Origin of the sequence: Caulobacter sp. ErkDOM-E, from assembly GCF_048541895.1 — a bacterium.
In the GTDB taxonomy this organism is placed as follows: Bacteria; Pseudomonadota; Alphaproteobacteria; order Caulobacterales; family Caulobacteraceae; genus Caulobacter.
Genome location: NZ_CP183331.1, coordinates 1619948 through 1645156 on the forward strand (window position 1 = coordinate 1619948; position 25209 = coordinate 1645156).

A 25209-nucleotide genomic window follows, 5' to 3' on the forward strand; every position below is an offset into this window, starting at 1 on the left:
CCTATAGACGCGGCTCCCCGCTGCAAGGCGGGCGCTGAAGCGGTTTTCGGACCGCTTGGCCTAAGGGCCTGGATAGCTCAGTTGGTAGAGCAGCGGATTGAAAATCCGCGTGTCGCTGGTTCGAATCCGGCTCCAGGCACCATTTTTTACTCTTTCTGACCTCGTTTGATGTTCCGCAGCGGGGCTGACCCTCCGAGTCGACCTCCTGGCTGTCCCGGCCCGCCCCGTCCGGCCCGCCGCACAGCCTGAGCGTTCCGCCTCGCTGGCGAGGCAGGATTGTAATCGCTCTGGTCTGCTGGGCGCCTGCTTCTCACCAACCGCTGTTTTGTTTTCATGCTGCACTGCAGCGCGAATATTCCCGTTACCAGGGAAAAACCGCCCCTAAATCCTGATTTCGCTTTTGTGCAGCGCAGCAAGGTGGGGGTGATGGGAATTGCGACGATAATTTTATGCCCAGAAGAACCCCTTGACGGTACGAAAAGGGGTTGCCAAAGGACCCCTGCCGCAATTCTAACATTGGGGTAAGGTCAGAGCCTCTCCGGGGGCTTTGGCCATTCGCGCTTCGAAACGATCCTTCTGGAGGGCATGGTCCTCGCGAGGGGCGTAACGGGTCGAGCGCAGCGAAGCGGGTCCGCTGAGGTTGGAAGAGAAATCGACCGCCTTAGGGGACTATTCAGAGTTAGGGTAGAAACGCTCTCGCGCGACGACCCTCGGTCCAAACGTGCTAGACCAATCAGGAACTGGCGACAGATGCTCGACATTAAACGGAAGACCCCCCTCATCGCTCTCGTCGGCGCACTCGCGCTGATGGCAAGCGCCCCGGCTTTCGCTCAGGACGCCGCGGCTCCCGCCCCGGCCGCCGCCGAAAGCGCCGCAGTCCCGGCCGCTGACGCCGCTGCTGCTCCGGCTCCGGCTCCGGTTGAGCCTGCCGCTGAAGAACCCGCCAAGGCTGAAAGCCACTCCCTCACCCCCGTCGGCATGTTCATGCAAGCCGGCGTGGTCGTTAAGGTCGTGATGATCGGCCTGATCCTCGCCTCGGTCTTCTCCTGGGTTCTGCTGATCACCAAGATTTTCGAGTTCGGCGCCCTGAACAAGCAGTCGGACAAGTTCCTCGAAGCCTTCCGCGGCGCGCGCAATATCGCTGATATCGCCCGCATCGGTTCGTCGGAAGAATTCGAAGGCAACCCGATGGCGGACATGGCCTCCGCTGCAGCTCAGGAAGTCGAGCTCTCGCGTCAGGCCGGTCTGGCCGTAGCCGGCGAGCACCGCGACTCCACCCTGACTCGCGCCACCTACGCCATCAACGCGGTTCAGTCCTCGCTGGCCAAGCGTCTGTCGGGCGGCATGGTGTTCCTGGCCTCGGTCGGCTCGGGCGGTCCGTTCATCGGTCTGTTCGGTACGGTTTACGGGATCATGACCTCGTTCATCGGTATCGCGAACACCAACACGACCAACCTGGCCGTCGTCGCCCCCGGCATCGCCGAAGCGCTTCTCGCCACCGGTATCGGTCTGTTCGCCGCTATTCCGGCCGTTATCTTCTACAACTACTTCCAGACCCGCATCTCGGCTTACGGCACGCGCTCGGAAGGCTTCGTTGCTGAACTGATGAACGCCATCTCGCGTCAGCTCGACAAAGGGGCGTAAGATCCATGGCCGCCAAACTCTCAGGCGGTGGGGGCGACAGGTTTAACGTCGAACAGAACAGTGAGATCAACGTCACGCCCTTTGTGGACGTCATGCTGGTTCTCCTGATCATCTTCATGGTGGCGGCTCCGCTAGCCTCCGTGTCGGTCGAAGTAAACCTGCCGCCGGCGGTAGCGAAAGCATCGACGACCCCGCCGAAGCCGGTCTACATCTCCATCAAGGCCAACGGTAACGTCTACATCGGCGACTTTCAGACCACCGTTGACGAGATGGGGCAGGACCTCGCCAAGAACATTGGCAGACGCGATCCTACCAAGGAGCGCATCTACATCCGAGCCGACGAGAAGACACGTTATGGAGCTTTCATGGAGGTTATGAACACCCTCCAGGATAACGGCTTTTACAGCGTGGCGCTCATCGGCAAGGAAGATAACTAGGGGTGCTGCATGGCTGAACAACAAACGCCCGAGCATCGCCGCTACGATCCGCTCACTTCGGACGGTCCGCGACGCAAGAAGGGTCTAGGCGCCTTCGGGGTTGCCACCCTGGTTGTGGTTGGTTTGCACGCTGCTTTGTTTGCCTATCTGGCGAAGCAGAAATTTGAGTCGGTCTTCAAGGAGTATTCGGACGACGCCGTAGACGTGGAGCTTCCGCCCCCGCCTCCGCCGCCGCCGCCGCCTCCTCCGCCGCCTCCGCCAACCAATGAGCCTCCGCCTCCGCCGGCGGTGGTTCAGCCTCGGCCTCCGATTGCGCCGCCGCCGGACATCACGCCGCCGCCGCCGCTGCCGATCCCTCCCGTTGAAAAGCGGGTGGAACAATCGGCTCCGCCGGTGATCTCGGCCGCTCCGCCGGTGGCTACGCCGCCGCCGCGCGCTTCGGTGATCACTCGTCCTGACTGGGCCCGTAAGCCTGGTTCGGACGACATGGCCCGGTACTACCCGGACCGTGCACAACGGATGGAAGTCAACGGCCGCGCGACGATCTCGTGCACCGTGACGGCCAGGGGTTCACTCGAAGGCTGCTCTGTAGTCTCCGAGAACCCCGCCGACTACGGCTTCGGGGATGCCGCGATCAAGCTGTCGCGCCTCTTCCGGATGAAGCCGAAGACCCTCGACGGCGCACCCGTCGATGGCGGCGCCATCACGGTTCCGATCGTCTTCCAGGTCCCGCAATAGGGCCTGGCCAGACCGGAAAAGACAGGAACGCCCCGGAGTCTCGGCTCCGGGGCGTTTTCCTTTTGTGGGGGCTGTTTCGGTGCTTGATCCTGCTCGCGCCTCCGACTAAAGACACTCCCTCGCGATGCGCTGCCTTAGCTCAGTTGGTTAGAGCGCCGGTTTGTGGAACCGGAGGTCCTCAGTTCAAGCCTGAGAGGCAGTACCATCGCCAGAGACTGAAAAAGGCCCCGGCGGATGCCGGGGCCTTTTCATTTGTCGTCCGTGTTTGCCAGGAGCGTGTCAGATACGCTCGATGATGATCGCCGGGGCCATGCCGCCCGCCGCGCACATGGTCACCAGGCCGCGCTTCAGATCGCGGCGTTCCAGCTCGTCGAGGATCGTGCCGATCAGGATCGATCCCGTCGCGCCGATGGGATGGCCCAGGGCCATGGCCCCGCCGTTCACATTGACCTTGTCGCGGTCCAGGTTGAGGTCGCGGATGAACTTCTCGGCGACCACGGCGAAGGCCTCGTTGATCTCCCACAGGTCGATATCGTCGACCGTGAGCCCGGCCTTGGCCAGGACCTTGCGGGCCGCCGGGACCGGGGCGTTGAGCATCAGGGTCGGGCTGTCGCCCATATTGGCCATGGCCACGACGCGGCCGCGGGGCTTGAGCCCGTGGGCCGCCGCATAGGCTGGAGAGGCCAGCAACACCGCCGCCGCGCCGTCCACCACGCCAGAGGAGTTGCCCGCGTGATGGACGTGGGTGATTTTCAGGTCCGGATAGACCTGGTTGATCAGGCCGCCCAGGGTCGTCCCGGCCTCGTCGATCGGCACGCCGGCCATCATCTCGAACGACGCCTTAAGCTGCGACAGGCTCTCCAGGGTGGTCTGGGGGCGGGGGAACTCTTCGCGGTCCAGCGCCACGGAACCATCGTCGCGCAGCACCGGCACCAGGGCGCGGTCGAACCGGCCCTCGCGAATGGCCTGATCGGCGCGCTGCTGACTGACCACGGCCAGTTCGTCCAGCGCCTGTCGGGAGATGCCTTCCAGGGTCGCGATGGCGTCGGCGCAGACGCCCTGGTGCGTCTGCGGATGACGAGCGCGGAGGCGCAGATTGCCGGAGTCCAGCAGGCCCACTGACGAGCGGTCCGCCGTGGCGGCGGTGTAGGACATCATCTCGGTCCCACCGGCGATCACCAGATCTTCCATTCCCGACATGATCGAGGCGGCGGCCAGGTTGACGGTGGTGATGCCCGAACCGCAGAAGCGGTCCAGCGTCATGCCGCTGGCCCGCACGTCATAGCCGGCGTCGAGCGCGGCCATGCGGCCCAGATCGCCGCCCTGCTTGCCGCGCTGGGTGCTGGTGCCCCAGATGATGTCGTCGACCTGGCTCGTGTTCAGGCCGTTACGGTCGGCCAGGGCGCGCAGCACGGTGGCGGCCAGATGCTGGGGGTGAAAGTCGGCGAGGGCGCCCTTGCCGACCTTGCCGATGCCGCGGGGCGTGCGGCAGGCGTCGATGATGAGAGCTTCGGGCATACGGCGTACTCCTGATCATTGGGCCGATCTCGCGTCGAGGCGGAGCGGTGGATGAGATCAAACGGGCGGCGCCCTTGGGTCAGTCCAGTCCCATTTTGCCGGCGCGGCGCGAACGTCTCTCATCGAGCTCCGCTTCAGGAACAGCAGGCGCGTGGCGAGGTCGAAACCCACAGTCTGGACGAAGCCTCTGTCGAGCACGACGGCGCCAAGACGCTGATCGCCGAGGTCGAGGCGATGACGCCGAGCGAGGAGGCCTACGACGCCAGGGTCAAGGTGCTGGGCGAGCACATCAAGCGCCACGCCAGGCCGCCATCAGACCGCTCGGCGTGGCCTCAACAGGCCAGTCGGCCTGGCCAGACGCCGGCGGTCGAGCCTTGGCGATTGATCCGCGCCCGGGTCCTGTCGCCTGTTCGGCTCAGGCGAATGTCGACGACCTTGTCGCCCAGGACGATGCTGTCGATATCCAGCCGATCAACGCCGATGGGCAGGCGCGGATCGTTGAGGGTGACCTTGCCCTTCCAGCCATCCACCGTGACGCCCAGGCAGGCCTGCAACATCATGAACACCGATCCAGCGGCCCAGGCCTGAGGCAGGCAGGCGACCGGATAGGCCACGGGCGGCTCGCCGGCGGCGCGCGAGAAGCCGCAGAACAGCTCGGGCAGGCGCATTTCGAAATGGGTGGCGGTCTCGAACAGGCCGGCCAGCATCCTGACCACGCCGTGGCGCTCGCCATAACGGGCCATGCCCAGCACACACAGAGCGGTGTCGTGCGGCCAGATCGAGCCGTTGTGATAGGACATCGGATTGAAACGCGGCTCGCCTGAGGCCAGGGTTCGCAGACCCCAGCCGGCGTGAAACGCCGAACCCAGAAGGGTCTCGGTGACCCGCTTGGCCCGTTCCGGACTGGGCAGGCCCGAGAACAGCAGATGACCCGGATTGGAGCCCTTTACACGGCAGGGCTTTCCCGCGCCGTCGATGGCCATGGCGTAGAAGCCCTGGTCTTCCATCCAGAAACGGTCCTCGACGGTCTGGCGCAGGGTCTCGGCCCGCTTGGCCCACCGCCGGGCGTTTGCCGCGTCGCCACGACGCCTGGCCAGATCGGCCATGCCCCTGAACGCGGCAAAGGCGTAGCCTTGCACCTCGACGACCGCGATCGGCCCGACAGGGAACTTGCCATCGGCGTGGAAGACGCTGTCTTCGCTGTCCTTCCAGTTCTGGTTTGACAGGCCGCTGGTTGCGCCACGCGCATAGTCGATCAGGCCGTCGCCGTTGCTGTCGCCGAACTGTTCGATCCAGCCGATGGCCTTGAGCAGGACGGGCCACAGGCCGTCGATATAGGCCATGTCGCCGGTGCGCTCGGCATAGGCGCAGGCCAGGCCAACGAACAGCGGTGTGGTATCAACTCCGCCATAGTAGCGGCCAAACGGAAGCTCCCCCAGGGCGGTCATCTCGCCCCGCCGGGTCTCATGCATGATCTTGCCGGGGGCGCTGTCCTGGAAGGCGGAGATCTCGACCGCCTGGTGCTTGCCCAGATAGGACAGCACCCCGCGCGCCAGTTCGGGCTGGATCCACAGCACCTGCCAGGCGGTGATGATCGCGTCGCGACCAAACGGCGTCGAGAACCAGGGGATGCCGGCATAGGGATAGGGGCCGGTGTCGAGCTCCGTGGTCAGCAGGGCCAGGTCGGCGCGTGACTTGTCCAGCCACTCGTTGAACAGCCGGCCGGAGCTGTGCAGGCGGGCCCCGCGCCGGGTGCGCTGGCGCATGCTCAGTCGAGCCCGGGCGGCCGCCTCGCGCCAGCGCTGCCGGGTCGGCGGGGGGGCCAGGGCCGGCCCGATCTCGACATACAGCTCGAAGCGGTCGTCGGCCGACAGCATGAACAGAAAGTCGGCGCGCGAGGGCGAGAGGCGGCCGGGCGGTTCGGAGAAGCTGATCACGCTGCTCCGCTCAACCTTGTCCAGGCCGGTATAGGCAAAGCGGACCGAGCGCCCCTCTGCCACGGGCGGCGTGCGCAGGCCGCGGGCCCCACGCTTGGAGCCGCGCACCTCGAACATGTCGTTGAAATCGGCCTCGAACTCCAGGCTGACGGGCAGCATGACCAGATCGCGGCTGTAGTTGGTGAAGGTCAGGCGCTCGTAGCAGCGCTGATCCCACAGGAAGCGCTTGCGCTCCAGGTGGATCGTTCCGTGCGGCGCCGCGCCCGCGCCCAGCAGCGGCAGGTTCTGGTTGGTGGCGTGGCAGTTGAAGAAGACGTTGTCCTGCGACATCGATGAACTGAGATGCGAGGGCGCCTCGCCGCCGAGCGTCAGGCGGAATTTCGACAGCACCCGGGTGTCGTTGTGAAACAGCCCATCTCCGACCCCGCCGATGTCGCCGAAGGCGTCAGCGACCAGGAAGGTGTCGTGGTCTTTCAGCGCATAGAGCGGGAAGGGCGGGCGTGGCTCGCCCGTGCTTTCCTGTTCCGCTGCCTGGGGCGGGACGTGAGCAGCGTCATCCATCGGGTCGCCCTGTCGTGTCAGGCGCGTCGCGCCAAGCTTAGACCTATGTCGCCCGTCTCGATCATCTGATCATAGAGCGCCTGGTACCGCCGGGCCATCGCGGTGGCCGAGAACCGCAGGTCGAAGCGATCCCGGATGGCGCGGCGGCTCAAATCACCCAGGCGGCCGACCGCCGCGACGGCTTCGGCCTGACTGTTGACGATGAAGCCGGTGAGGCCGTCCTCGATCACCTCGCGCACAGAACCGCGCTCATAGGCGATCACGGGCGTACCGGCGGCCATGGCCTCAATCATCACCAGACCGAACGGCTCTGGCCAGTCGATAGGGAACAGCAGGGCGTCGGCGCCGCCCAGGAACGCGCCCTTGTCCTGGTCGCCGATCTCGCCGACGAACTCGACCAGCGGATCGGCCAGAAGCGGTTCGACCACCTCATGGAAATAGGCGACGTCGGCGTGGTCGATCTTTGCGGCGATCTTCAGCTTGCGACCGACGCTCCGAGCAATCGCGATGGCGCGCTCGGGGCCCTTCTCGGGCGAAATGCGGCCCAGGAAGGCTAGATAGCCCTCGCTTCTGTCACGATAGGTGTCGATGTCGGAATGCAGCCCGTGCAGCACCGTACCCACCCAGTTGGCTTCCGGCAGCGGCGCGCGCTGGGAGTCCGAGATTGAGACCAGGCCAAATTCGGGATAGCGCCGGTAGAGGTTGGGCAGGTCCTTCAGGTCCAGTCGACCGTGCAGGGTGGTCAGGGTCTTTTCAGCCATGTCCGCGAACAGGCCAAACTGCAGCATGTCGGTGTGGAAGTGGATGATGTCGAAATCGTCAGCGCGATCGCGAACCTCCAGCAGCATCGACAGATGCGCCGCCAGGTCGGATTTCAGAGGGGCGGGGTCCAGCCGGATGGCCTGATCGCGCACAATGACCAGCTTGGCCTTGGTCTGGGCCTCCGCGCTGGCGAACAGGGTGACGTCATGTCCAAGTTCGACAAGGGCGTCGGTCAGATGCGCCACGACGCGTTCTGTTCCGCCATACAGGCGAGGAGGAACGGCCTCATACAGCGGCGGGACCTGGGCGATACGCATGGCGAACTGTTCCCCTGGCTGGCCACGTCTAGGCCGCATCCTGAAACCGCGCTGACCGCGCCAAGGTTCCGCTCCAAGGCTTGAGTTGTTCGCAGACCTTCGGCTATGCGCCACCGATGTGCTCAGCCGGGCGCCGCAATAGGTCTTCCTGAGCGCCGGCCTGCCATGCAGGTTGCAGGCTGATAGGACCCAGCGGATTCGGCCGTTGCCCCTGACCTCGGACGCCAGAGATCTTCAGATGAACCAGGACATCCATGCCGGTTGATATACCGCCTCCCGACGTTGCTGCTGTCGTAGTGACCGCCGCCCGTCTGCCGCCCCTGCGCGGCGAAGCCGCCTTTTCGGTCGTGCGGATTGATCAGGCGGATCTGGCCTCCACCGTGCGGGTCGATGAAGCGCTCGGCCGGACGCCCGGCGTGTCGCTGTTTCGGCGAACCTCGAGCCTCTCGGCCAATCCGACGACCCAGGGGATCAGCCTGCGGGCCATCGCGCCCTCCGGCGCCGGGCGGACACTGGTCCTGCTGGATGGCGCGCCGTTGAACGATCCGTTCGGCGGCTGGGTGATCTGGTCGCAGCTGGCGCCCGAGGCCCTGGCTGGGGCCGATATCGTGCGCGGCGCCGGCGCGGGGCCCTATGGCGCAGGCGCTTTGACGGGCGTCATCTCCCTGCGCGAACGCGAAACCGGTGCGGTCGCAGACCTTTCGATCGGAAGTTTCGGCGTCACGCGCGCCTCGGCGGCTGCGACGACGCAGGTCGGTGGCGTTCAGCTGTTCGCCAGCGGCGCCTACGACCATGGCGACGGCTATAAGCCTGTCCGTGGCCCAGCGCGGGGCGCGGCTGACACGCCCGTCGATCTCGACGCCCGCAGCGCCGCGCTTCGACTTGACGCGCCACTGGGCGCCGCCGAACTGTCCGTCCGGTTGGGCGGCTACAGGGATGTGCGCGGGGCGGGTCTGGCCGGAGCCCGGGCCAAGGCCACGGGCTCATCGATCAGCGCCACCCTGGCCAGGGCGCCGGCTGAAGCCGGCTGGGGCTGGCGACTTCAGGCCTGGCGACGCGAAAGCGACCTGGCCAACAGCTCCGTCGCCGTCGCCGCCAGTCGCGCCACGACAACCCCGGCCAATGATCAGTACGCCACGCCCGCCACCGGTCAGGGCGTCAACGCCGCTCTGCGCTGGAGCTCGCTGGCGTTCGAGGGCGAGGTCGGCCTGGACGCGCGCTTCGCGGAGGGCGAGGTGCGGGAACGCTTTCGCTATCTGGCCGGCGCCTTCACCCGGGACCGTCGTGCTGGCGGCGAGACCTCCGTGGCCGGCGCCTATGCCGAATGGGCGTGGACGCTGGATCATTGGCTGCTGGCTGGCGGCCTGCGCCTGGATCGCTGGACCTCCAGCCAGGGCCTGCGGGTCGAACGCGACGCCGCCACCGGCGCGGTGCTGCTCGACGACAGACCCGTGGACCGCGATGGTCAGGTCGCCACCGCCCGCCTCGGCGCGCGTTGGGATTTCGGCCAGGGGCGAGCCCTGAGGCTGGCGGCCTATAGCGGGTTCCGCCCGCCGACCCTGAATGAACTGCACCGCCCTTTCCGGGTCGGCAACGACATCACCGAGGCCAACGCCGCCCTGCTGCCCGAGCGACTGTTCGGGGTCGAGGCCGGGGTTTCGAGTGAGGGCGAGCGCCACCTGATCGAGGCGACGGCGTTCTGGAACCGGATCGAGGATCCGATCGCCAATGTCACCCTTGGCGCGGGGCCCGGCGTCTTTCCTCGCGCGGGCTTCGTGCCGGCCGGCGGGGTGCTGCGCGAACGACGCAACACCGGCGAGATCTCCGCTATCGGCCTTGAGGCGCGCGCCACTCGCAAGCTGGATGCGGCGGTCGATCTCAGGGCGGCCGCCTCCATCACCGACGCTCGCGTGGACGGCGGCGCGGCGGCGCCTCAGCTGACGGGCAAGCGTCCCGCCCAGGCGCCGATCTGGAGCGCGACCACGGGCCTGTCGTGGCAAGTTTCCGACCGCCTCAACCTCGACGCCGATCTCACCTGGGAGGGCAAGCGCTTCGACGACGACCTCAACAGCCGCGTTCTGGCGGCGGGGCTCAGGCTCGACGCCCGCGCCGATTGGCGCCTGGCCAGCGGGGTCACGGCCTATCTGGCCGCCGACAACCTGCTGGACGAAGCGGTCGAGGTCTCGCGCACGGCGGATGGCGTGGCGGGTTTCGCCAGTCCCCGCATGGCGCGGATCGGTCTGCGCTTGGCGTTGAACTGAGGATCAGGCCCGCAGGGCTTCGATGACCGCTTGGGCCGTCCGCTGCGCCTGAACGCGGATGTCGGGCACGGCGGTGATCTCCCAGAACGCCCCGCGCGTCACGGGGCCGACCGCGAACAGACGGTGTTGCGCGGCGCCATCGCCACCGATCAGCCGTCCGTCGCCATCGACCTCCAGGCCAAGGCCCTGCGGGTCGGGGCGCGCCTGGCCCTGTGAGCATAGGGCGTCGAGCAGGCGATCCTGGTGGGCGCTGACGGTGGCCGCTGGGCCGGTGCAGTTGATGGCGTGGCCGACCTCCAGGGTCTGGATTTGACCCTTCCCCCGTGGTCGCCATTGCAGCCGCAGGCCCTCGGGGCCTTTCGTCAGGCTTTCGATGCGGCCGGTCAGCAGAACCAGGGCCCCGCTGTCGATCAGGGCCTGGACGCGCGCCGCCACCTCTGGCGCCAGCCGATGGCGGTGGACATCCCAATAGGGCCGGGCATGGCGCAGGAAACGGGCGCGCTGGACCCGGTTCCAGCCACGCCAGATCGCCTGGGTGTGGGGGCGCAGGGCGTCGATGGCCTCGCGCCAGCCCTGGCTTTGCGCCTCGGACTTGAGCCAGACCAGCAAGGCGGCTGGCGAGGCGCTGGCGGGCGGCGTCCGGGCTTCGATCGGCGAAGTCGGGGCGTGGGCCAAGGGCGCGAGGCCACGGCGGGACAGGGCGAGCATCGGTCGGTCGGGCGTGGACCGGGCCAGACTCAGGGCCACATCGACCATGGTCAGGCCTGAGCCGATCAACAGGGTTGGCGCTTTTGTGGCGTCGTTGTTCAAGGCCTGAAGACGCCAGGGATCGGCGTGATAGAGCGGACTGTCGGTGACCTCAGGCGCTACGCCCACGGGCGCGGCCGGCGATGGATTGCCCAGGGCCAGCACGACCGCATCGACCTGCTCGGCCTGGCCCCTGGCATAGTCAATCCGCCATCCAGCGCCATGCGGGGTCAATCCGACCGCCTCGCCAGCGGCGAGGGACAGGCGTCCGTCAGCCCCGGCGGCGGTCGCCAGAAGGCCTTGCAGATAGAGGCCGTACTCGCCCCGGCTGGCGAAGGCCCCCGCCTCGGGGCGACGCTGGGCGAGCCAGCGCGCGAAATGGTCCGGCTGGTCTGGCCAGGCGCTCATATTGCCGGCCCGGACATTGAGCAGATGGTCGGGGTTGGCCGTGCAATAGGCTGCGCCCTGGGCGAAGTTTGCGGACCTCTCGATCAGCCGCACCCGCACGGTTCCGGCTCGCGCCAGGTGCAGCGCCGTCATCAGGCCGCTGAAGCCGCCACCGACAACGGCGACGAGGGGAAGAGGGGGCATGGACAAATTCTATCAAAAAGGTAGAGTATAAAGCCCTTGTCCCGGATTCTGGGCCGTGACGCAAGCAGACGACAGCCGCCCCGCGTCATTCAACGCACGACCAGATCGCTCTATCGCATCGGGCAAGCGGACCTCGGCGGTCCGCGCAGCGTCAGCCGGGTTCGTCTTCGACCATGGCCCGGACCAGATCGACCACACGCCGGCGCAGGCGTCGATCGTCGAGACGCGGGAACAGGGCGGCCAGTTCCAGGCCTTCGGGCGTCGAAACGAATTCGGTCATGCGCTGGGCGAAGCCGTCGTCATTGCCGCCATCGGTCTCGCCGAGGCCCTCGAAGAAATAGGACACCGGAGCCTCCAGAAGACGAGCGGCGTCATACAGCTTGGAGGCGCTGATCCGGTTGGAGCCGCGCTCATACTTCTGGATCTGCTGGAAGGTGATGCCCAAGGCATCTGCGACTTGCGTCTGGCTCAGGCCCATGACCTTGCGCCGTATTCTGAGACGGGCGCCGACATACAGATCGACGGGGTGAGCCAGGTCGGCGGCGGGCTTGTCGTTCATGCCAATCCATTCCCTCCAACGGCGCGGAACAAAGCCTCACTAGAGAGCGGCGCAGTTGGACGCCCCAAGATAGCCCGACCTGACCGTCATAGTCACGTCTGTGCACCCACACTGCGTCAATGCGCGTCAGGGTGGAGCCTTTTAATCTGGGCGAGCAAAAGTTCTGGGCAGCAAGGGCTTGACCTTTGGCGCCTCGGGAGGTGATTGCGCCGCATGGGAACTGTGTCAGGCGCGCGTATTGCGGTGGCCGGCGCCGGGGCCTTCGGCTCGGCGACGGCCCTGGCCCTGGCGCGAGCTGGACTGGCCGTGACGGTCTTCGATCCGGCCGCGCCTGGCGACAACGCCTCGGGCGTCGCGGCCGGCATGCTCGCACCCGCCAGCGAAGCGCTGTTCGATGAAGCCTCCACCCCCCATCTGGCCCTGTTGCGGCGGGCCAGAGACCTGTGGCCGGTCTTTGTCGCTGGGCTGGATATCGAGATCCTGAACGATGGCGTCCGCATCGAAGGCGAGGCCGAATGGCTCGCCGGGGTCGAGGCGCGGCGGCGTGTCCTGGGTCTGCCTGACGATCACCATGCGGATGGCGCACTGCGCCTCGCCGAGGACTGGCGGCTGGATGCTCACGCTGCGCTGGCGACTTTCAGAGCTGCGGCGAGCGCGTTGGGCGTCCGTTTCGAGAGCGCTTCTGTCACCGCCTACCAGAACGGCCTCCTGAGCCTGTCGGGCGGCCGGGCAGAGCGCTTCGACGCCCTGGTGCTGGCGACCGGCGCTACAGCGCGAAGCGGGGCCCTGGCGCCGGAAACGGTGGTCCTCGCGCCCATCAAGGGACAGATCCTTCGTCTGGATCATGATCTGGGCGCCGGATCGGTCCTGCGCGGGGCGGGCGTCTATCTCTGTCCTGGCGCGCCCATGGTGGTGGGGGCGACGATGGAGCTTGGGCGAGATGATCTGGCGCCTGATCCGCTCAAGACGGCTGCGTTGCTGAAGGCGGCGACGGCGTTGCGGCCCGATCTGGCGGGCGTGACGGCGACAACGCAGGTTGGTGTCCGCGCTTCGACAGCCGATGGCCTGCCGCTGGTGGGCTGGAGCGCAAGCCCAGGTGTCATGCTGGCGGTCGGCGCGCGACGTAACGGCTGGTTGCTGGCGCCGCTTGTGGCAGGTCTGGTCGCGGCGTATCTGACGGGCAAGGACCCGGGTCCTGATGCGGCGCAGTTCGACGCGCGCCGTTTCGATCGAGAGCCCGAGGCATAGGCAAGCAGGGGAAGAGATGTCCGGATTTTGGCTGACCGAAGAACAGGAAGCGATCCGCGAGGGCGTGGCCAAGCTGTGCGCAGGGTTCGACGACGACTACTGGCGCCGCACCGACGAGAGCGGAAACTTCCCTGAGGACTTCGTCGCCGCCATTGCCGAGGGCGGATGGCTGGGTGTGGCCATGCCGGAGAGTGTCGGCGGCGCGGGCCTGGGCCTGACGGAAGCGTCGATCATGATGCAGGCCGTGACCGAATCGGGCGCGGGCTTCTCGGGCGCCTCGGCCATTCACCTGAACATTTTTGGCCCGATGCCGATCGTCAAGTTCGGCAGCGACGAACAGCGGGCCAGGCATCTGCCCCGTCTGATTTCTGGCGAGGACAAGATGTGCTTCGCCGTGACCGAGCCCAATTCGGGCCTGGATACTTCCAGCCTGGAGACCCGGGCGGAGAAGGTTGACGGTGGCTATCGCCTCAACGGCCGGAAGATCTGGACCACCGGCGCCCAGCGGGCCAACAAGATCCTGATCATCGCCCGCACCACGCCAAAGGATCAGTGCGCCAAGCCGACCCAGGGCCTGAGCCTGTTCTATACCGATCGCGAGAAGATCGAAGCCAAGCCGATCCCGAAGATGGGCCGCAAGGCCGTCGAGTGTAACATGCTCTTCATCGAGGACCTGTTCGTGCCCGCTGAGGACCTGGTCGGCGAGGAAGGCAAGGGCTTTGCCTATCTGCTGCACGGCCTGAACCCGGAGCGGGTGCTGTTCGCGGTCGAGGCGGTTGGCCTGGGCCGCGCGGCCCTGGCGAAGGCCACCACCTACGCCAAGGAGCGCGTGGTCTTTGGCCGGCCGATCGGTCAGAATCAGGGCGTCGCCCATCCCTTGGCCAGGTCGTGGGCTGAGCTGGAGGCGGCCAACCTGTTGGCCTTCAAGGCGGCCGCGCTCTACGACATGGGCAAGGACTGCGGGGCTGAGGCCAACGCTTCCAAATATCTGGGCGCTGAGGCCGGCTTCACGGCCTGCGAGAACGCCGTCCTGGCGCATGGCGGCATGGGCTACGCCAAGGAATATGACGTCGAGCGCTACTTCCGCGAGGCGATGATCGCCCGCATCGCGCCGATCAGCCGCGAGATGATCCTGAACTTCATCGCCGAGCGCGTGCTGGGCCTGCCCAAGAGCTACTGACAGGAAAAGGCCGGACCTCGAGGGAGAGGTCCGGCCACCGCCTCAGTCTGGAAGGAAGCCGGAACGGGGTCGGCCTACAGACTGAAGCGGATGGGAATGCGCACCGTCGCGCCGTCGACGGCCTGGCCGTCCTCGGTTTGCGGGCTCATGCGGAAAAAGCGCGACAGCTTCAGGGCCGCGTCGCCGAAGCCTTCGCCGACCGGCGTCTCCGACACGATCATGCAGTTGCGCACCGCGCCATTGGCCGCCACGGCGCAGTTCAGGGTGGCGCTGCCCGAGATTTCCCGGCGGGCCGCGCCGTCGGGATAGTAGCGCGCCAGATCGCCGGCCGAGGGTTTGCGCAGCCAGTTGGCGCGGGTGATGACCTTGGCCGTCGGAGCGACCGGAGGGCTGACCAACGGCGGATCCGAGGTCAGGGTCGGTGGGCCCGTCAGGCTGGGCGGCGCGACGAGATCCGGCGGCGTGACGGGCAGAGTGACCGGCGGCTTGAAGGGCGTCACCAGAGGCAGATGCAAGGGAATCGGGTTCGAGGGTGGTCGCTCGGTCGACTTCGGTGGCGGCGGAGGCGGCGGTTCGATCCAGGGGGGCTGGATCATGATGACCGGGTCTTCGCCTGCGTCCGGCAGCGGCGTCACGTATCTGGTGTAGGCGAGATAGGCGATCAGACCGATGTGGAAGGCCGCGGAGGCGCCGAGCGCCACGACCAGCACAGGCGAGGGCTTGCGCGGGTCTCGGTCCAGCCGTGGAATACCGGAGCCTTGGGGATTGAGCGCGATGGCCATGATGATCTCCCTTTCGAACATTACGCTTGTAAGTCCAGATCATCACGGCGTGCGGGCGCTGTAAATTGACAATCGTAATCTATCATCGATAATTTGTACGTCTGTAATTTTCCCTGCGCCGTGGTGCGGCATGTTGCGCCGCGCGCCTGCCAAGCTGACTTGGTTAAGGGCCGATTAACCATGATCGTTCAGGCATGGAGGTCATGGCCGTCCAATCCATCCGCAGTGTCGTAGAATCAGCGATCCAGCGCGCGTCCAGCGCGACGGGCGTCGATTTCACGTTCCTGATGGGCACGGCCAAGCGCGAGAGCGGCTACAACCCCGCCGCCAAGGCGCGGACCTCGTCGGCCTCGGGCCTGTTCCAGTTCGTCGATCAGACGTGGCTGGGCACGCTGAAGAAGCATGGCGCGAAATATGGCTATGCCCGTTATGCCGACCTGATCTCGCAGGGCTCGGATGGTCGCTTCAAGGTGGCCGGCGATGAGGCCCGCAAGGCGGTTCTGGCGCTCAAGATGGATCCGCATGCCTCGTCCCTGATGGCCGGCGAGCTGGCCTCGGACCATGCATCCTATCTGCGCGGCAGGGTGGGTCGCACCCCGACGGCCGGTGAGCTCTATGCCGCACACTTCCTGGGCCCGCAGGGCTCGGCGCGCCTGATTGAGGCCGCCAACAAGACCCCCGGCGCCAGCGCCGCGGCGATGTTTCCCGACGCCGCCCAGGCCAATCGTTCGATCTTCTATCGTGACGGTCGTTCGGCCACCGTGGGCGAGGTCTATGCCAACCTGACCAAGACCGGCGGCGCCAGCCGCGCGGTCGATCCCTCCAGAGACACCGGCGCCGACCAGGGCTTTGTCCAGTACGCCAGCGGTCGTCGCCTGGAGCGCCTCCACCAGCAGGAAGCGGTGGTTCAACTGATCCTGCGCGGATCCCAGGACGCCGATACGACGTTCGGCAGTCTGGGCTCGGGCGCGGGCGCCGGTCAGCGTTTGGCCAGCTCGATGTTCTCCAGCGAAATGCTGCGCGTCCTGGCCGAGGCCAAGGACGACAAGATCAACCGCTAGGCCCCGTCAGGGCCGCGATTTGGCCCTCGGACCACCCCAGTTCCCTGAAGACCGTCGCCGTATCCGCGCCCAGCTTCGGTGCGGGGCCGCGCGGGCCATCCTTGGCGCCCGGAAAGCGGGCCGGAGAGGCCGGCGCCTTGAACGTCCCGCCGGCGCCATCGGGGGTGTCCACGAAGCAGCCTGCCGCCTCGGCCTGGGGGTCGCCCACCAGTTCGCGCGGGGTCTGATAGGGCGCCCAGGTCAGGTCGCCCTCGTCGAGAGCCGCAGCGACGTCCTCGTAGTCCATGGAGCCGAAGGCCGCGTCCAGAAGATCGACCAGGGCGGCGGTGTTCTCGCGGCGCGACTTGGCGGAGGCGAAGCGTGGATCGTCGACCAGTTCGGGCTTGCCGGCGGCCTGGGCGATGCGGGCCCAGTCGGTGGCGCCCTGGCGGGGTAGCAGGCAGATCCAGCGCCCGTCGCGGGTCTTGAAGAAATTCGCCAGGGGCTGGATCGCCTCGCGCCGGCCGCGGGTTGAAGCCAGCTTCCCGAAACGCAACTGGATCGCCATGTCGGAACCGATCGCATAGACGCCGGTCCGTAGCAGAGACGTCTCAACCAGGCGGCCAACGCCTGTGGTCTGCCGCTCGAACACCGCCGCCAGGATCGCCGAGACAGTGGCCAGCGAGGTGACGTGATCCCCCATGCCGGTGCGGATCGGAAACGGCTCGGCGCCTTTCGGGGCGGTGATCGAACCGACGCCCGCCCGCGACCAGAAGGCGGCGACGTCCATGCCGGCCTTGTCGGCATCCGGGCCTTCAAGGCCGTAGCCTGTGAGGCTGCAATAGACCAGGCGTGGGTTGAGCGCCCTCAGCGTCTCGTGGTCCAGGCCGGCCCGCGCCAGGGCGCCGGGGCGAACATTGGTCAGGAAGACGTCGGCCGTGGCGACCAGGGCCTTCATCGCCTCGCGTCCGGCGTCGGAGCGAATGTCCAGCACGACGGCCCGCTTGCCCCGGTTGTCGAGCTCGAAGACGGGATTGGCGTCCTGCTGTGAGGCGATCGTGTCGAAGAAGCGCCGCATCGGGTCGCCCTCGGGCGACTCCACCTTGATCACGTCGGCGCCCCAGTCGGCCATGATCCCCGCAGCGCCAGGCGCGGCGATATAGGTGGCCAGCTCGACGACCCGGAGTCCTTCCAGCATCGCATCCTCCCGCTTTTCTTCTCGTTGTGACGAGTGTGGGCGAGGGAAGGGGCTGGTGGAAGGCTTACCCAGCGGCAGGCCGCGCGAAAGGCCTCTAGGCTGCGGCCCGGCCGGCGACCGTCAGGCGTCCCAGCGCCGAGGCGTCGGCGACTGCACGGGCGACGCCGGCGACGGTGACCGGCTTGCGCAGAACGATATCGGCGCCGGCGTCCATGCAGTCCCTGGCCTCGTCGGCGTCGCCGTCGATCACGGCGATGATCGGCATGTCGCGGTTCTTGCCGTCCAGGGCGCGAACCGCGGCGGCGGCGCCAGGGCCATCCAGTACGGGCATGCGTCCGTCGAGCATCAGGAGGTCGAAGTCGGCGATCCTGGCCAGGTCGGCGGCGCGCTGTCCGTTCTGGGCGTGGACCACCTGATGACCCAGCTGTTCGAGGATGGCGCGCAGCATGGCGGCGTTGAGGGCGTCGTCCTCGGCGATCAATACGCGCAGGCTGCGCGGCGAGCCGGGCGCCTCGGCCGCCTGGGCGGCTTCCTCGGCCGTTTCGGTTTCGCAGGTCAGGGCATCGTCGAAAGGCAGGGTCAGGGTGAAGCAACTGCCCACGCCGACGGCGCTGCGCGCCTCCAGAGCGCCGCCCATCAGGCGCGCCAGCTGGCGCGACAGAGACAGGCCAAGGCCCGCGCCATTGACGCCGGCGCCGGTGCGCTCGACCCGGCGGAACGGTTCAAAGGCCTGTTCAAGTTCTTCGGCCGACAGGCCCGGGCCGGTATCCGCCACCTCGATGGCCACGACGTCGCCGCGCCGCTCGATACGGACTTCGATACGACCGCGAACGGTGTACTTGACGGCGTTGCCCAGCAGGTTGGCCATGATCTGCCGGGTGCGCATGGCGTCGGCCAGCACGGCGCCCTGGGTGCGGCGCTCCAGCAGCGGATCGACATGGATGGCCAGCTCCAGGCCCTTGGCCAGGGCGTGCGGGCGTTCCAGCAGCGTCAGGTCGCGCAGCAGGCGGACAGGCTCGAAGGGCAGGGCGTCGACGGCCAGACGACCGGATTCGGCGGTCTCGGAATCGAGCGTGGCGTTCAGCACCGCGATCAGATCCTGGGCGGCGTCGAGCGCAGCGTTCAACTGCTCGCGGGATGGGGCGGCGCGGCCGCCCTTGCCGGCGGCGGCGGCTAGGACGTGGGTAACGCCGGTCAGACCATTGCGGATCTCGTGGCTGAGGGTGGCGACGATATCGGATTTGGACCGCGCGGTGCGCTCAGCGGCGTCCAGCACGGCCAGGCGCTCTTCGATCAGCCGCTCGTGAACCTGCGCCAGGGCGTGTTGGCGGCGGATCATGCGGTTGAGCACCAGGGACAGGGCCAGGGTCAGGGCGATCGCGCCCCAGGCCATGACGCCGGCGTGCCGGGTTTCCGGACTCGAGAACAGCGCGATCAGGGGCCCGGCGGCGGCGATGGGCGCCGTCAGCAGCAGGGCCGGCAGCGAGGTTGCCGAGAAGAAGATGCACATCACAGCCGCCGCCGTCGCCAGCAGCAACAGGGTCTCTCGCGCGGGCCCCGCAGCATTGGCGAAGGCCGAAAGCTGGATGACGGTGACGGCCCAGAGCAGGCCTCCAAGCAGTTGGACCCGGGCGCGTCGTTCAAGATCTTGCGACCCTTCGCCGCGCAGCCAGCTGACGGCGCCGTAGAAGGCCCCCCAGTTGATGGCGAAGGTGATAAGGCTGGCGACCATCCAGAGCGCGTCGTCGGCGAAGGACCCCGCCCAGACGAAGATGGGCAGGCTGATCGCGAAAACCCCAAGCGCATAAGGCAGCAGCGCTGTCTGGGCGTCGAGCGCCATGGCGAGGTTCGCGCCGCGCGTCGGGGGCTCAGTAGGGCGGCGCTCGGCGAACAAGGATCGCATTCCTCAGCTGTTGAGCCAGGAACCTAGGTCGTCACGGTTTGCGTCCGGTTACGGGGTATCGTTAATCCACAGGTTTGAGGTTCAAACAATCATTAAGCCTAACAGGGGATGATAGGGGTCACTTGCATTCCTCTGGTTCGGCGAACCTCCCATGGCCACTACCCGCGCGGCGCTTACAGACAACGATATCCGGATGCTCGTGAAGGGCGCGACGGCCGACGAGCGCGCCCTTGCGGCGCACAAGCTCTGCCGGACGATTGACCGCGCCGAACTGGCGGACGACGAACGCCAGATCGCTCATGACATCCTGCGCGTGATGGCCACCGACGCCGCCGAGCTGGTTCGCCGCGCCATGGCCGTGACGTTGAAGAACTCGCCCAGCCTGCCGCCGGACGTCGCCAACCGCCTGGCCCGCGACGTCGAAAGCATCTCGCTGCCGATCATCACCTTCTCGCCGGTCTTCAGCGACAATGACCTGGCCGAGATTGTCCGCATGGGCGGCGCGGCGCGGCAGATGGCTGTGGCCCGCAGACCCAAGCTCTCGACCCGCGTCACGGCGGTTCTGGTCGAGTCGGGCACAGAAGAGGCCGTGGCGGTCATTTGCGCCAACGACAATGCCCGCTTCTCCGACGTCGCCTTGCAGAAGGCGCTGGACCGGTTCTCCAAGTCCGAGCAGATCCTGCAGGCCGTCGCTTACCGCGCGGCCCTGCCGCTGGCGGTCAGCGAGCGGCTGATCGACATGGTCGGCGACAAGCTGCGCGATCATATTCTCAGCCACCACGCGCTGTCGCCCGAGCGGGTGCTGGAGCTGGTGGTCGGCGCCAAGGAACGGGCGACGATCGATCTGGTCGATCAGGCCGGCCGCACCGCCGATCCAAAGGCCTTCGTCCAGCACCTGAATCGCGTGGAGCGTCTGACGCCGTCACTCCTGCTGCGCGCCCTGGCGCACGGTCACATGACCTTCTTCGAGTGGGCTGTCGCCGAACTGGCCGGGGTGCCGCATCATCGCACATGGCTGATGATCCACGATGCGGGGCAGCTGGGCCTGAAGGCGATCTGCGAGCGGGCGGGCCTGCCGCCGCGGCTGTATGCGGCCTTCCGCGCCGGAGTCGACGCCTTCCACGCGATGGAATTCGACGGCCGCACCCAGGATCGCGAACGCTTCCAGGAGCACATGATCCAGCGCTTCCTGACCTCGCCACAGTCGATCTCGCGCGAGGACTCCGACTACCTGCTGGAGCGCATGGACCGGTTCGCGCGCCAGAACCATGCCGCCACGGGCTGAGCCGAAAACGGGCGCCAGTCGAACACTTGTTCCAATCTTGACTGTGCAAGCCGTCTGAACCGCGTCAATCTCCCGCGATGTCAGACTCTTCGCATGATTTGATCCGCCCGGCCGCCACCGTACTGCTGCTTCGAGACGCGCCCGCCTTCGAGGTGCTGATGGTCAAGCGCCACCATCAGATCGACTTTGCCGCCGGCGCCCTGGTGTTTCCGGGCGGCAAGAGTCATTCCGGCGACGACGATCCCCGCTGGCGAGACCTGGCCACCGGATGGGATGCTGTCGGCGAAGACGGGCCTGCCCTGCGCATCGCCGCTATTCGCGAAGCCTATGAGGAGGCGGGCGTGCTGCTGGCGCGCGACCGCAGTGGGGCCTTCTATGAGGGCGAGGCGGCGGTCGAGGTCCGCGCGGCGGTGGCCGAGGACCGCATGGCGTTTATCGATGTCGTAGGCGATCTGGGTCTGACGCTGGACCTCGCCGCCCTGACCATCTTCGCGCGATGGATCACGCCCAAGCTGATGCCCAAGCGGTTCGACACCTGGTTCTACGCCGCCCATGCGCCGGGCGCTCAACAGGCGATCTGCGATGGCCACGAGGCCGTCGATGCAGAATGGATCGCGCCGGCCCAGGCGCTGGAAATGGCCGCCGCCGGAACCCGCAAGGTGATCTTTCCCACCCGCATGAACCTGCAGCTTCTAGCCGAGAGCGCCAGCCCCACCGAAGCGATCGCGCGGTCGCTGACCCGCCCGCTGATCGCGGTCGAGCCCTGGGTCGAGGGGCAGGGGCTGAGGATCCCGGCCAACGCCGGCTATGGCGACGTGATTGAGCCTTTGTCAGCGCTGTAGCGCGTCTTTGTGCGAGACGGCTCTCGATTCGCCCGAAGACGGCTGGAGGGCCTACTTGATGCCGGCGCCTGACGCGCTGACCCAGCCGGTGAGGTCGGTCAGCACCTTGGCGGTGGCCTCGTCATAGGCTTCCACGATTGCGCCCACGCGATTGTTCGAAGCCTTTACGCGAGCCTCGAACACCTGATCACCGACCAGCGCGCGGTCGTTGTTGCGATTGATCACGCCGCGCACCTGCACCAGGACTTCGGGCGCGGCCTTGGGTCCGTCGACATAGACGGCCTCGAACGAACGTACTTCCAGACGCAGGACGAGATCCGCCTTGGCCACCTCGCCGCGACCGATCAGCCGCGCGCGGCCTGGATCGGCCTCGAAGGCGCGCGCGACGGCTTCGTCGAACAATATGCTGGCCGGGGACACCCAGCGCGCGCCGGCGATATAGGCCGCCTCGCCGTTGGTGATGGTCAACAGGCGGTCGCCGGCCGAGGCGCGCGTAAAGACCGTCGGCGTCTTGAAAACGCCAAACAGCGCGCCCGGCGGTCCCTTGGCGGCCGCGACGGGCTCGACGCCGAAGCGATAGAGGCCAACCGGCTCGGTCTTCGGGAGCAGGGTGATGCAGCCGGTCAGGGCCATGGCGGCCGCCGCGACGGCGAGCGCCCGCGGGATGAAGCGGATCGGGTTCACGGCTTGACCTCCAGTTCCTTGGCGGGCGCCTTGCTGACCAGGCCACGCGGGTTTTGTTCGACGTCGCCGACCAGCCGGTCAAGCGACTCGGCCGCCGACTGCAGAGTGACGATAGCGGCTGAAAGCTGGGGCAGGCCCGTGCTGGCGAAGTCGCTGGTGGGGCCTTCCAGCTTCGAGATCATGCCGCGGGCGTCCTTGGCGGCGCCCTTCAGCTCGGTCGCGGCGTCGGCCAGCTCGGCCAGCGAACGTTTGGCGTCGCCATTGACGACGCTCTCGGTGGACTTGGAGAGATCGGCAATCGACTGCGCGGTGGCGTCGATGCTTTGCAACGCCTTCTGGGCGTCGGCGATGATCGCCTTGCGTTCGCGCAGCTCTGAGGTGACGGCCTGGACGTCGTTGAGCGCGGCGCTGAACGTCTTGACGTTGTCGTCCGACAATACGCGGTTCACCCGGTCCAGCGCTTCGATGGTGCGGGTCAGCACGGTGCCGCCGCCCTCCAGAAGGTCAGACAGGGCGCTGCGCTGACTGCGGATCACCGGAACCTTGCCGTTTTCCACCGTATCCTTCAGCAGCTTCTTGTCGGGCGTTCCGGCAGTGATCTGGACATAGTTGACGCCCGTGATGCCCTGCGGCTCCAGGGTGGCGTAGCTGTCGGTCTTGATCGGCACATCCGAGGTGACGCGCGCCCGGGCGATCACGCGGTTGGGGTCGCTCTTGTCGAGGGCGATCTTGGCGACCTCGCCGACCTTAATGCCGTTGAAATGCACCTCGCCGCCCTCGGAGAGGCCGCGCACCGGCCCGACGAACAGGATGTCGTACTGGTCGTATTCCTGGTTGAAGCTGAGCTTGGCCAGCCAGACCACGAAGACCACCAGTCCCATGAACAGGAACAGGGTCACCGCGCCGACCAGGGCGTAGTTGGCGTTTCTTTCCATCAGCTGGTCCTCGTCGCACTGGTCTGGGCCGAAGCCGTCTTGCGGCTCGCCGCGCGTCCGCGCGGTCCCAGGAAATATTCTTTGATCCACGGATGATCGGAGCGTTCGAGCTCCGCCACCGGCGCCAGCGCCACCACCTTTTTGTCGGCGATGACGGCGACGCGGTCGGTGATCGCGTAGAGGCTGTCGAGATCGTGGGTGATCATGAACACCGTCAGGTCCAGACTGTCGGACAGGTCCTTGATCAGTTCGTCGAAGGCCGTTGCGCCGATCGGATCCAGGCCTGCAGTCGGCTCGTCCAGAAACAGCAGTTCCGGATCCAGGGCCAGGGCTCGCGCCAGACCGGCGCGCTTGCGCATGCCGCCCGACAACTCGGCTGGCTTGAGGTCAGCGGCGCGGGCGGGAAGGCCCGAGAGCGCGATCTTCAGATCGGCCAGTTCCTCGATTTCGCGTTTGGGCAGTTGCGTGTGCTCGAACAGTGGAGCGGCGACATTCTCTCGCACCGTCAGGTTCGAGAACAGCGCGCCCTGCTGGAAAAGCACGCCCCAGCGGCGCTCAAGCGAGCTCCAGCGTCGGCGATTGGCGGTGCGCATGTCGTGGCCAAACAGCTTGACGACGCCGCCGTCGGGGACCTTCAGGCCGATGATGCTGTTGAGCAGCACCGACTTGCCTGAGCCGGACCCACCCACCACGCCCAGCACTTCGCCGCGCTCTACGGTCAGGTCGAGGCCATTGTGAACGACCGTCTCTCCGAAGCGCGAGACCAGACCCGTGATCTGGATGGGGTGGGCGTCGTCGTCAACGTCAACGTCCGCCTGGGGGGCGGGGCCCGGGTTGCGCACGACCGTCATATGTCAAGCTTCATGTAGATCAGGGCGAAAATCGCATCGATCAGGATGATGGCAAAAATGGCATGAACCACTGCGGCGGTGACCCGTCGACCCAGGGATTCGACGTCGTTGCCGACCTCCATGCCCTGACGGCAGCCGATGGCGGCGATGACCGTGGCCATCACAGGCGCCTTGGACATGCCGATCCAGAAATGGGTGGGCCCCACATAGTCGACAATGCGCTGCATGAAGAAGCTGGGCGACAGGTCCAGCACGACCCAGACCACCATCATCCCGCCCGCCAGGCCCGCCAGGGTGGCGACGAAGGTGAGCAGCGGGATCGTCAGCAGAAGCGCAGCGAAGCGCGGCAGGACCAGGGCCTCATAGGGATCGACGCCCATCACCTGCATGGCGTCGATCTCCTGGTTCATCTTCATGGAGCCGATCTCGGCGGCAAAGCTGGAGGCCGAGCGCCCGGCCAGCAGGATGGCGGTGATCAGGATGTTGAACTCGCGCAGCACCGATATGCCGATCAGTTCAACCGAATAGACCTGGGCGCCGAAGTCGATGAGCATGTTGGCGCCCAGCAGGGCGACGACAGCGCCGATAAAGAAGGTGGTGATCGCCACGATCGGCAGGGCGTCGAGGCCCGCACGCTCGGCCAGAGAAATGATCGGCGCCCAGCGTATGCGGCGTGGGTCCACGACACAGCGACCGATCGCCGTCAGCAAGTGGCCCAGGAAGACGAGGGTGCCATAGCCATCGGCGGCCAGACCGAACATGCCCCGTCCGATGCGCTCCAGCAGGGCTTGGACGCCGGGGGGGCGCCGCTTGACCTCGGTCTCGACCTGAACCGCATTGCCGACCAGTTCGAGCAGACGGAGCGTTTCCTTGCGCGCCTTGATCACGCCAGCCGACTTGCGGCCATCGGCGGCGCGGATGATGGCGTAGGCGCCGGCTGTGTCGCATCGGTTGATCTGGCTGAGGTCGAGGCAGACCCCCTCGGAGCCGATCAAGGCCTCGGCCAGCCGACCGGCGGTGTCATACAGGCCACGCGCCGTCCAGTCCCCAAACAACACGACGGTTCTTTGGCCGCCCGTCTCATCAAAGCTGAATTCCGCTGGAACGGCCATGGACGCGAACAGATCCCCTGTGGGTGAAGCCTAGCAAATCAATTGAATAGCCCCAAACGCGCCAAAGCGCAGCTTGT

The 25209-nt window shown here is 66.9% G+C and carries 21 protein-coding genes and 2 tRNA genes; 11 read left to right on the plus strand and 12 right to left on the minus strand.

What is annotated here, in order from left to right; genetic code table 11:
* Window positions 1-66: 66 nt before the first annotated feature.
* The 5 genes from ACN2C7_RS07945 (at window position 67) to ACN2C7_RS07965 (ending at window position 3024) form a co-directional block, all read left to right on the plus strand.
* A tRNA-Phe gene (locus tag ACN2C7_RS07945) sits at window positions 67-142 on the plus strand.
* 608 nt (window positions 143-750) lie between these two features.
* Window positions 751-1644, plus strand: a complete 894-nt coding sequence (locus tag ACN2C7_RS07950) for a MotA/TolQ/ExbB proton channel family protein (RefSeq protein ID WP_419320939.1) — start codon at window positions 751-753, stop codon at window positions 1642-1644.
* A 5-nt stretch (window positions 1645-1649) separates the two neighbouring features.
* Window positions 1650-2081 (plus strand): biopolymer transporter ExbD, encoded by a 432-nt coding sequence (locus tag ACN2C7_RS07955; RefSeq protein ID WP_419320940.1) that lies wholly within the window; start codon window positions 1650-1652, stop codon window positions 2079-2081.
* Window positions 2082-2090: 9 nt separating this feature from the next.
* Entirely contained in the window at window positions 2091-2819 is a 729-nt protein-coding gene (locus tag ACN2C7_RS07960; RefSeq protein ID WP_419251831.1) for an energy transducer TonB, read from the plus strand.
* Between the two features lie 128 nt (window positions 2820-2947).
* Window positions 2948-3024, plus strand: a tRNA-His gene (locus ACN2C7_RS07965).
* 74 nt (window positions 3025-3098) lie between these two features.
* On the opposite strand, the gene ACN2C7_RS07970 is transcribed toward ACN2C7_RS07965, so the two are convergent.
* The 3 genes from ACN2C7_RS07970 to ACN2C7_RS07980 all read right to left on the minus strand — a co-directional run bounded on the left by ACN2C7_RS07970 (window position 3099) and on the right by ACN2C7_RS07980 (window position 7914).
* Window positions 3099-4337 (minus strand): acetyl-CoA C-acetyltransferase, encoded by a 1239-nt coding sequence (locus ACN2C7_RS07970; protein ID WP_419251830.1) that lies wholly within the window; start codon window positions 4335-4337, stop codon window positions 3099-3101.
* A 332-nt stretch (window positions 4338-4669) separates the two neighbouring features.
* Window positions 4670-6835, minus strand: coding sequence for a glycogen debranching N-terminal domain-containing protein (locus ACN2C7_RS07975; protein ID WP_419320941.1), 2166 nt, complete (start codon window positions 6833-6835; stop codon window positions 4670-4672).
* Window positions 6836-6852: 17 nt separating this feature from the next.
* Window positions 6853-7914, minus strand: coding sequence for a glycosyltransferase family 4 protein (locus ACN2C7_RS07980; protein WP_419320942.1), 1062 nt, complete (start codon window positions 7912-7914; stop codon window positions 6853-6855).
* A 254-nt stretch (window positions 7915-8168) separates the two neighbouring features.
* Between ACN2C7_RS07980 and ACN2C7_RS07985 the strand changes: the two genes are divergently transcribed.
* The gene (locus tag ACN2C7_RS07985) at window positions 8169-10175 is read left to right on the plus strand and encodes a TonB-dependent receptor (RefSeq protein WP_419320944.1); all 2007 of its coding nucleotides are present in this window, start codon (window positions 8169-8171) and stop codon (window positions 10173-10175) included.
* 3 nt (window positions 10176-10178) lie between these two features.
* Here ACN2C7_RS07985 and ACN2C7_RS07990 read toward each other — a convergent pair whose 3' ends face one another.
* Entirely contained in the window at window positions 10179-11513 is a 1335-nt protein-coding gene (locus ACN2C7_RS07990) for an FAD/NAD(P)-binding protein (protein WP_419320945.1), read from the minus strand.
* A gap of 151 nt (window positions 11514-11664) precedes the next feature.
* Window positions 11665-12072: a helix-turn-helix domain-containing protein gene (locus ACN2C7_RS07995; RefSeq protein ID WP_419320946.1), complete on the minus strand. Its 408-nt coding sequence runs from the start codon at window positions 12070-12072 to the stop codon at window positions 11665-11667.
* Between the two features lie 213 nt (window positions 12073-12285).
* On the opposite strand from ACN2C7_RS07995, the gene ACN2C7_RS08000 reads away from it, so the two are divergent.
* Both ACN2C7_RS08000 and ACN2C7_RS08005 read left to right on the plus strand, forming a co-directional pair.
* Window positions 12286-13320, plus strand: a complete 1035-nt coding sequence (locus ACN2C7_RS08000; RefSeq protein WP_419320948.1) for an NAD(P)/FAD-dependent oxidoreductase — start codon at window positions 12286-12288, stop codon at window positions 13318-13320.
* A gap of 16 nt (window positions 13321-13336) precedes the next feature.
* Window positions 13337-14500, plus strand: a complete 1164-nt coding sequence (locus tag ACN2C7_RS08005; protein WP_419320949.1) for an acyl-CoA dehydrogenase family protein — start codon at window positions 13337-13339, stop codon at window positions 14498-14500.
* A 74-nt stretch (window positions 14501-14574) separates the two neighbouring features.
* On the opposite strand, the gene ACN2C7_RS08010 is transcribed toward ACN2C7_RS08005, so the two are convergent.
* On the minus strand, window positions 14575-15282 hold the full coding sequence (locus ACN2C7_RS08010) for an energy transducer TonB family protein (RefSeq protein WP_419320951.1): 708 nt from the start codon (window positions 15280-15282) through the stop codon (window positions 14575-14577).
* Between the two features lie 203 nt (window positions 15283-15485).
* On the opposite strand from ACN2C7_RS08010, the gene ACN2C7_RS08015 reads away from it, so the two are divergent.
* Window positions 15486-16343 (plus strand): transglycosylase SLT domain-containing protein, encoded by an 858-nt coding sequence (locus ACN2C7_RS08015; protein ID WP_419320952.1) that lies wholly within the window; start codon window positions 15486-15488, stop codon window positions 16341-16343.
* On the opposite strand, the gene ACN2C7_RS08020 is transcribed toward ACN2C7_RS08015, so the two are convergent.
* Together ACN2C7_RS08020 and ACN2C7_RS08025 are read right to left on the minus strand one after the other, a co-directional pair.
* Window positions 16333-17520: a CaiB/BaiF CoA transferase family protein gene (locus ACN2C7_RS08020; RefSeq protein ID WP_419320953.1), complete on the minus strand. Its 1188-nt coding sequence runs from the start codon at window positions 17518-17520 to the stop codon at window positions 16333-16335. The two genes, ACN2C7_RS08015 and ACN2C7_RS08020, sit on opposite strands and share 11 nt — an antisense overlap.
* A gap of 94 nt (window positions 17521-17614) precedes the next feature.
* Entirely contained in the window at window positions 17615-19414 is a 1800-nt protein-coding gene (locus tag ACN2C7_RS08025) for an ATP-binding protein (RefSeq protein WP_419321435.1), read from the minus strand.
* Window positions 19415-19574: 160 nt separating this feature from the next.
* Here ACN2C7_RS08025 and spbR point away from each other — a divergent pair, with 160 nt between their 5' ends.
* Both spbR and ACN2C7_RS08035 read left to right on the plus strand, forming a co-directional pair.
* The gene (gene spbR / locus ACN2C7_RS08030) at window positions 19575-20708 is read left to right on the plus strand and encodes a pole-localized protein SpbR (RefSeq protein WP_419320955.1); all 1134 of its coding nucleotides are present in this window, start codon (window positions 19575-19577) and stop codon (window positions 20706-20708) included.
* 77 nt (window positions 20709-20785) lie between these two features.
* Window positions 20786-21550, plus strand: a complete 765-nt coding sequence (locus ACN2C7_RS08035) for an NUDIX hydrolase (protein WP_419320956.1) — start codon at window positions 20786-20788, stop codon at window positions 21548-21550.
* A gap of 51 nt (window positions 21551-21601) precedes the next feature.
* Here the strand turns inward: ACN2C7_RS08035 and ACN2C7_RS08040 are convergent, their stop codons facing one another.
* Genes ACN2C7_RS08040 through ACN2C7_RS08055 form a run of 4 tightly spaced genes read right to left on the minus strand, consistent with a single transcriptional unit; the run spans window position 21602 to window position 25132 of the window.
* Window positions 21602-22234, minus strand: coding sequence for an ABC-type transport auxiliary lipoprotein family protein (locus ACN2C7_RS08040; RefSeq protein WP_419320957.1), 633 nt, complete (start codon window positions 22232-22234; stop codon window positions 21602-21604).
* Window positions 22231-23169: an MlaD family protein gene (locus ACN2C7_RS08045; RefSeq protein ID WP_419320959.1), complete on the minus strand. Its 939-nt coding sequence runs from the start codon at window positions 23167-23169 to the stop codon at window positions 22231-22233. The genes ACN2C7_RS08040 and ACN2C7_RS08045 overlap by 4 nt, the downstream gene beginning before the upstream one ends.
* Window positions 23169-24020: an ABC transporter ATP-binding protein gene (locus ACN2C7_RS08050; RefSeq protein WP_419320961.1), complete on the minus strand. Its 852-nt coding sequence runs from the start codon at window positions 24018-24020 to the stop codon at window positions 23169-23171. Before ACN2C7_RS08050 ends, ACN2C7_RS08045 begins: the two co-directional genes overlap by 1 nt.
* On the minus strand, window positions 24017-25132 hold the full coding sequence (locus tag ACN2C7_RS08055; protein ID WP_419320962.1) for an ABC transporter permease: 1116 nt from the start codon (window positions 25130-25132) through the stop codon (window positions 24017-24019). Before ACN2C7_RS08055 ends, ACN2C7_RS08050 begins: the two co-directional genes overlap by 4 nt.
* Window positions 25133-25209 lie beyond the last annotated feature (77 nt).

What these genes read in the sequence shown, in the direction of transcription:
- ACN2C7_RS07950 (WP_419320939.1), top strand. Translation starts at nt 751, where the DNA reads ATGCTCGACATTAAACGGAAGACCCCCCTCATCGCTCTCGTCGGCGCA.
- ACN2C7_RS07955 (WP_419320940.1), top strand. Translation starts at nt 1,650, where the DNA reads ATGGCCGCCAAACTCTCAGGCGGTGGGGGCGACAGGTTTAACGTCGAA.
- ACN2C7_RS07960 (WP_419251831.1), top strand. Translation starts at nt 2,091, where the DNA reads ATGGCTGAACAACAAACGCCCGAGCATCGCCGCTACGATCCGCTCACT.
- ACN2C7_RS07970 (WP_419251830.1), bottom strand. Translation starts at nt 4,337, where the DNA reads ATGCCCGAAGCTCTCATCATCGACGCCTGCCGCACGCCCCGCGGCATC.
- ACN2C7_RS07975 (WP_419320941.1), bottom strand. Translation starts at nt 6,835, where the DNA reads ATGGATGACGCTGCTCACGTCCCGCCCCAGGCAGCGGAACAGGAAAGC.
- ACN2C7_RS07980 (WP_419320942.1), bottom strand. Translation starts at nt 7,914, where the DNA reads ATGCGTATCGCCCAGGTCCCGCCGCTGTATGAGGCCGTTCCTCCTCGC.
- ACN2C7_RS07985 (WP_419320944.1), top strand. Translation starts at nt 8,169, where the DNA reads ATGCCGGTTGATATACCGCCTCCCGACGTTGCTGCTGTCGTAGTGACC.
- ACN2C7_RS07990 (WP_419320945.1), bottom strand. Translation starts at nt 11,513, where the DNA reads ATGCCCCCTCTTCCCCTCGTCGCCGTTGTCGGTGGCGGCTTCAGCGGC.
- ACN2C7_RS07995 (WP_419320946.1), bottom strand. Translation starts at nt 12,072, where the DNA reads ATGAACGACAAGCCCGCCGCCGACCTGGCTCACCCCGTCGATCTGTAT.
- ACN2C7_RS08000 (WP_419320948.1), top strand. Translation starts at nt 12,286, where the DNA reads ATGGGAACTGTGTCAGGCGCGCGTATTGCGGTGGCCGGCGCCGGGGCC.
- ACN2C7_RS08005 (WP_419320949.1), top strand. Translation starts at nt 13,337, where the DNA reads ATGTCCGGATTTTGGCTGACCGAAGAACAGGAAGCGATCCGCGAGGGC.
- ACN2C7_RS08010 (WP_419320951.1), bottom strand. Translation starts at nt 15,282, where the DNA reads ATGGCCATCGCGCTCAATCCCCAAGGCTCCGGTATTCCACGGCTGGAC.
- ACN2C7_RS08015 (WP_419320952.1), top strand. Translation starts at nt 15,486, where the DNA reads ATGGCCGTCCAATCCATCCGCAGTGTCGTAGAATCAGCGATCCAGCGC.
- ACN2C7_RS08020 (WP_419320953.1), bottom strand. Translation starts at nt 17,520, where the DNA reads ATGCTGGAAGGACTCCGGGTCGTCGAGCTGGCCACCTATATCGCCGCG.
- spbR (WP_419320955.1), top strand. Translation starts at nt 19,575, where the DNA reads ATGGCCACTACCCGCGCGGCGCTTACAGACAACGATATCCGGATGCTC.
- ACN2C7_RS08035 (WP_419320956.1), top strand. Translation starts at nt 20,786, where the DNA reads ATGTCAGACTCTTCGCATGATTTGATCCGCCCGGCCGCCACCGTACTG.
- ACN2C7_RS08045 (WP_419320959.1), bottom strand. Translation starts at nt 23,169, where the DNA reads ATGGAAAGAAACGCCAACTACGCCCTGGTCGGCGCGGTGACCCTGTTC.
- ACN2C7_RS08050 (WP_419320961.1), bottom strand. Translation starts at nt 24,020, where the DNA reads ATGACGGTCGTGCGCAACCCGGGCCCCGCCCCCCAGGCGGACGTTGAC.
- ACN2C7_RS08055 (WP_419320962.1), bottom strand. Translation starts at nt 25,132, where the DNA reads ATGGCCGTTCCAGCGGAATTCAGCTTTGATGAGACGGGCGGCCAAAGA.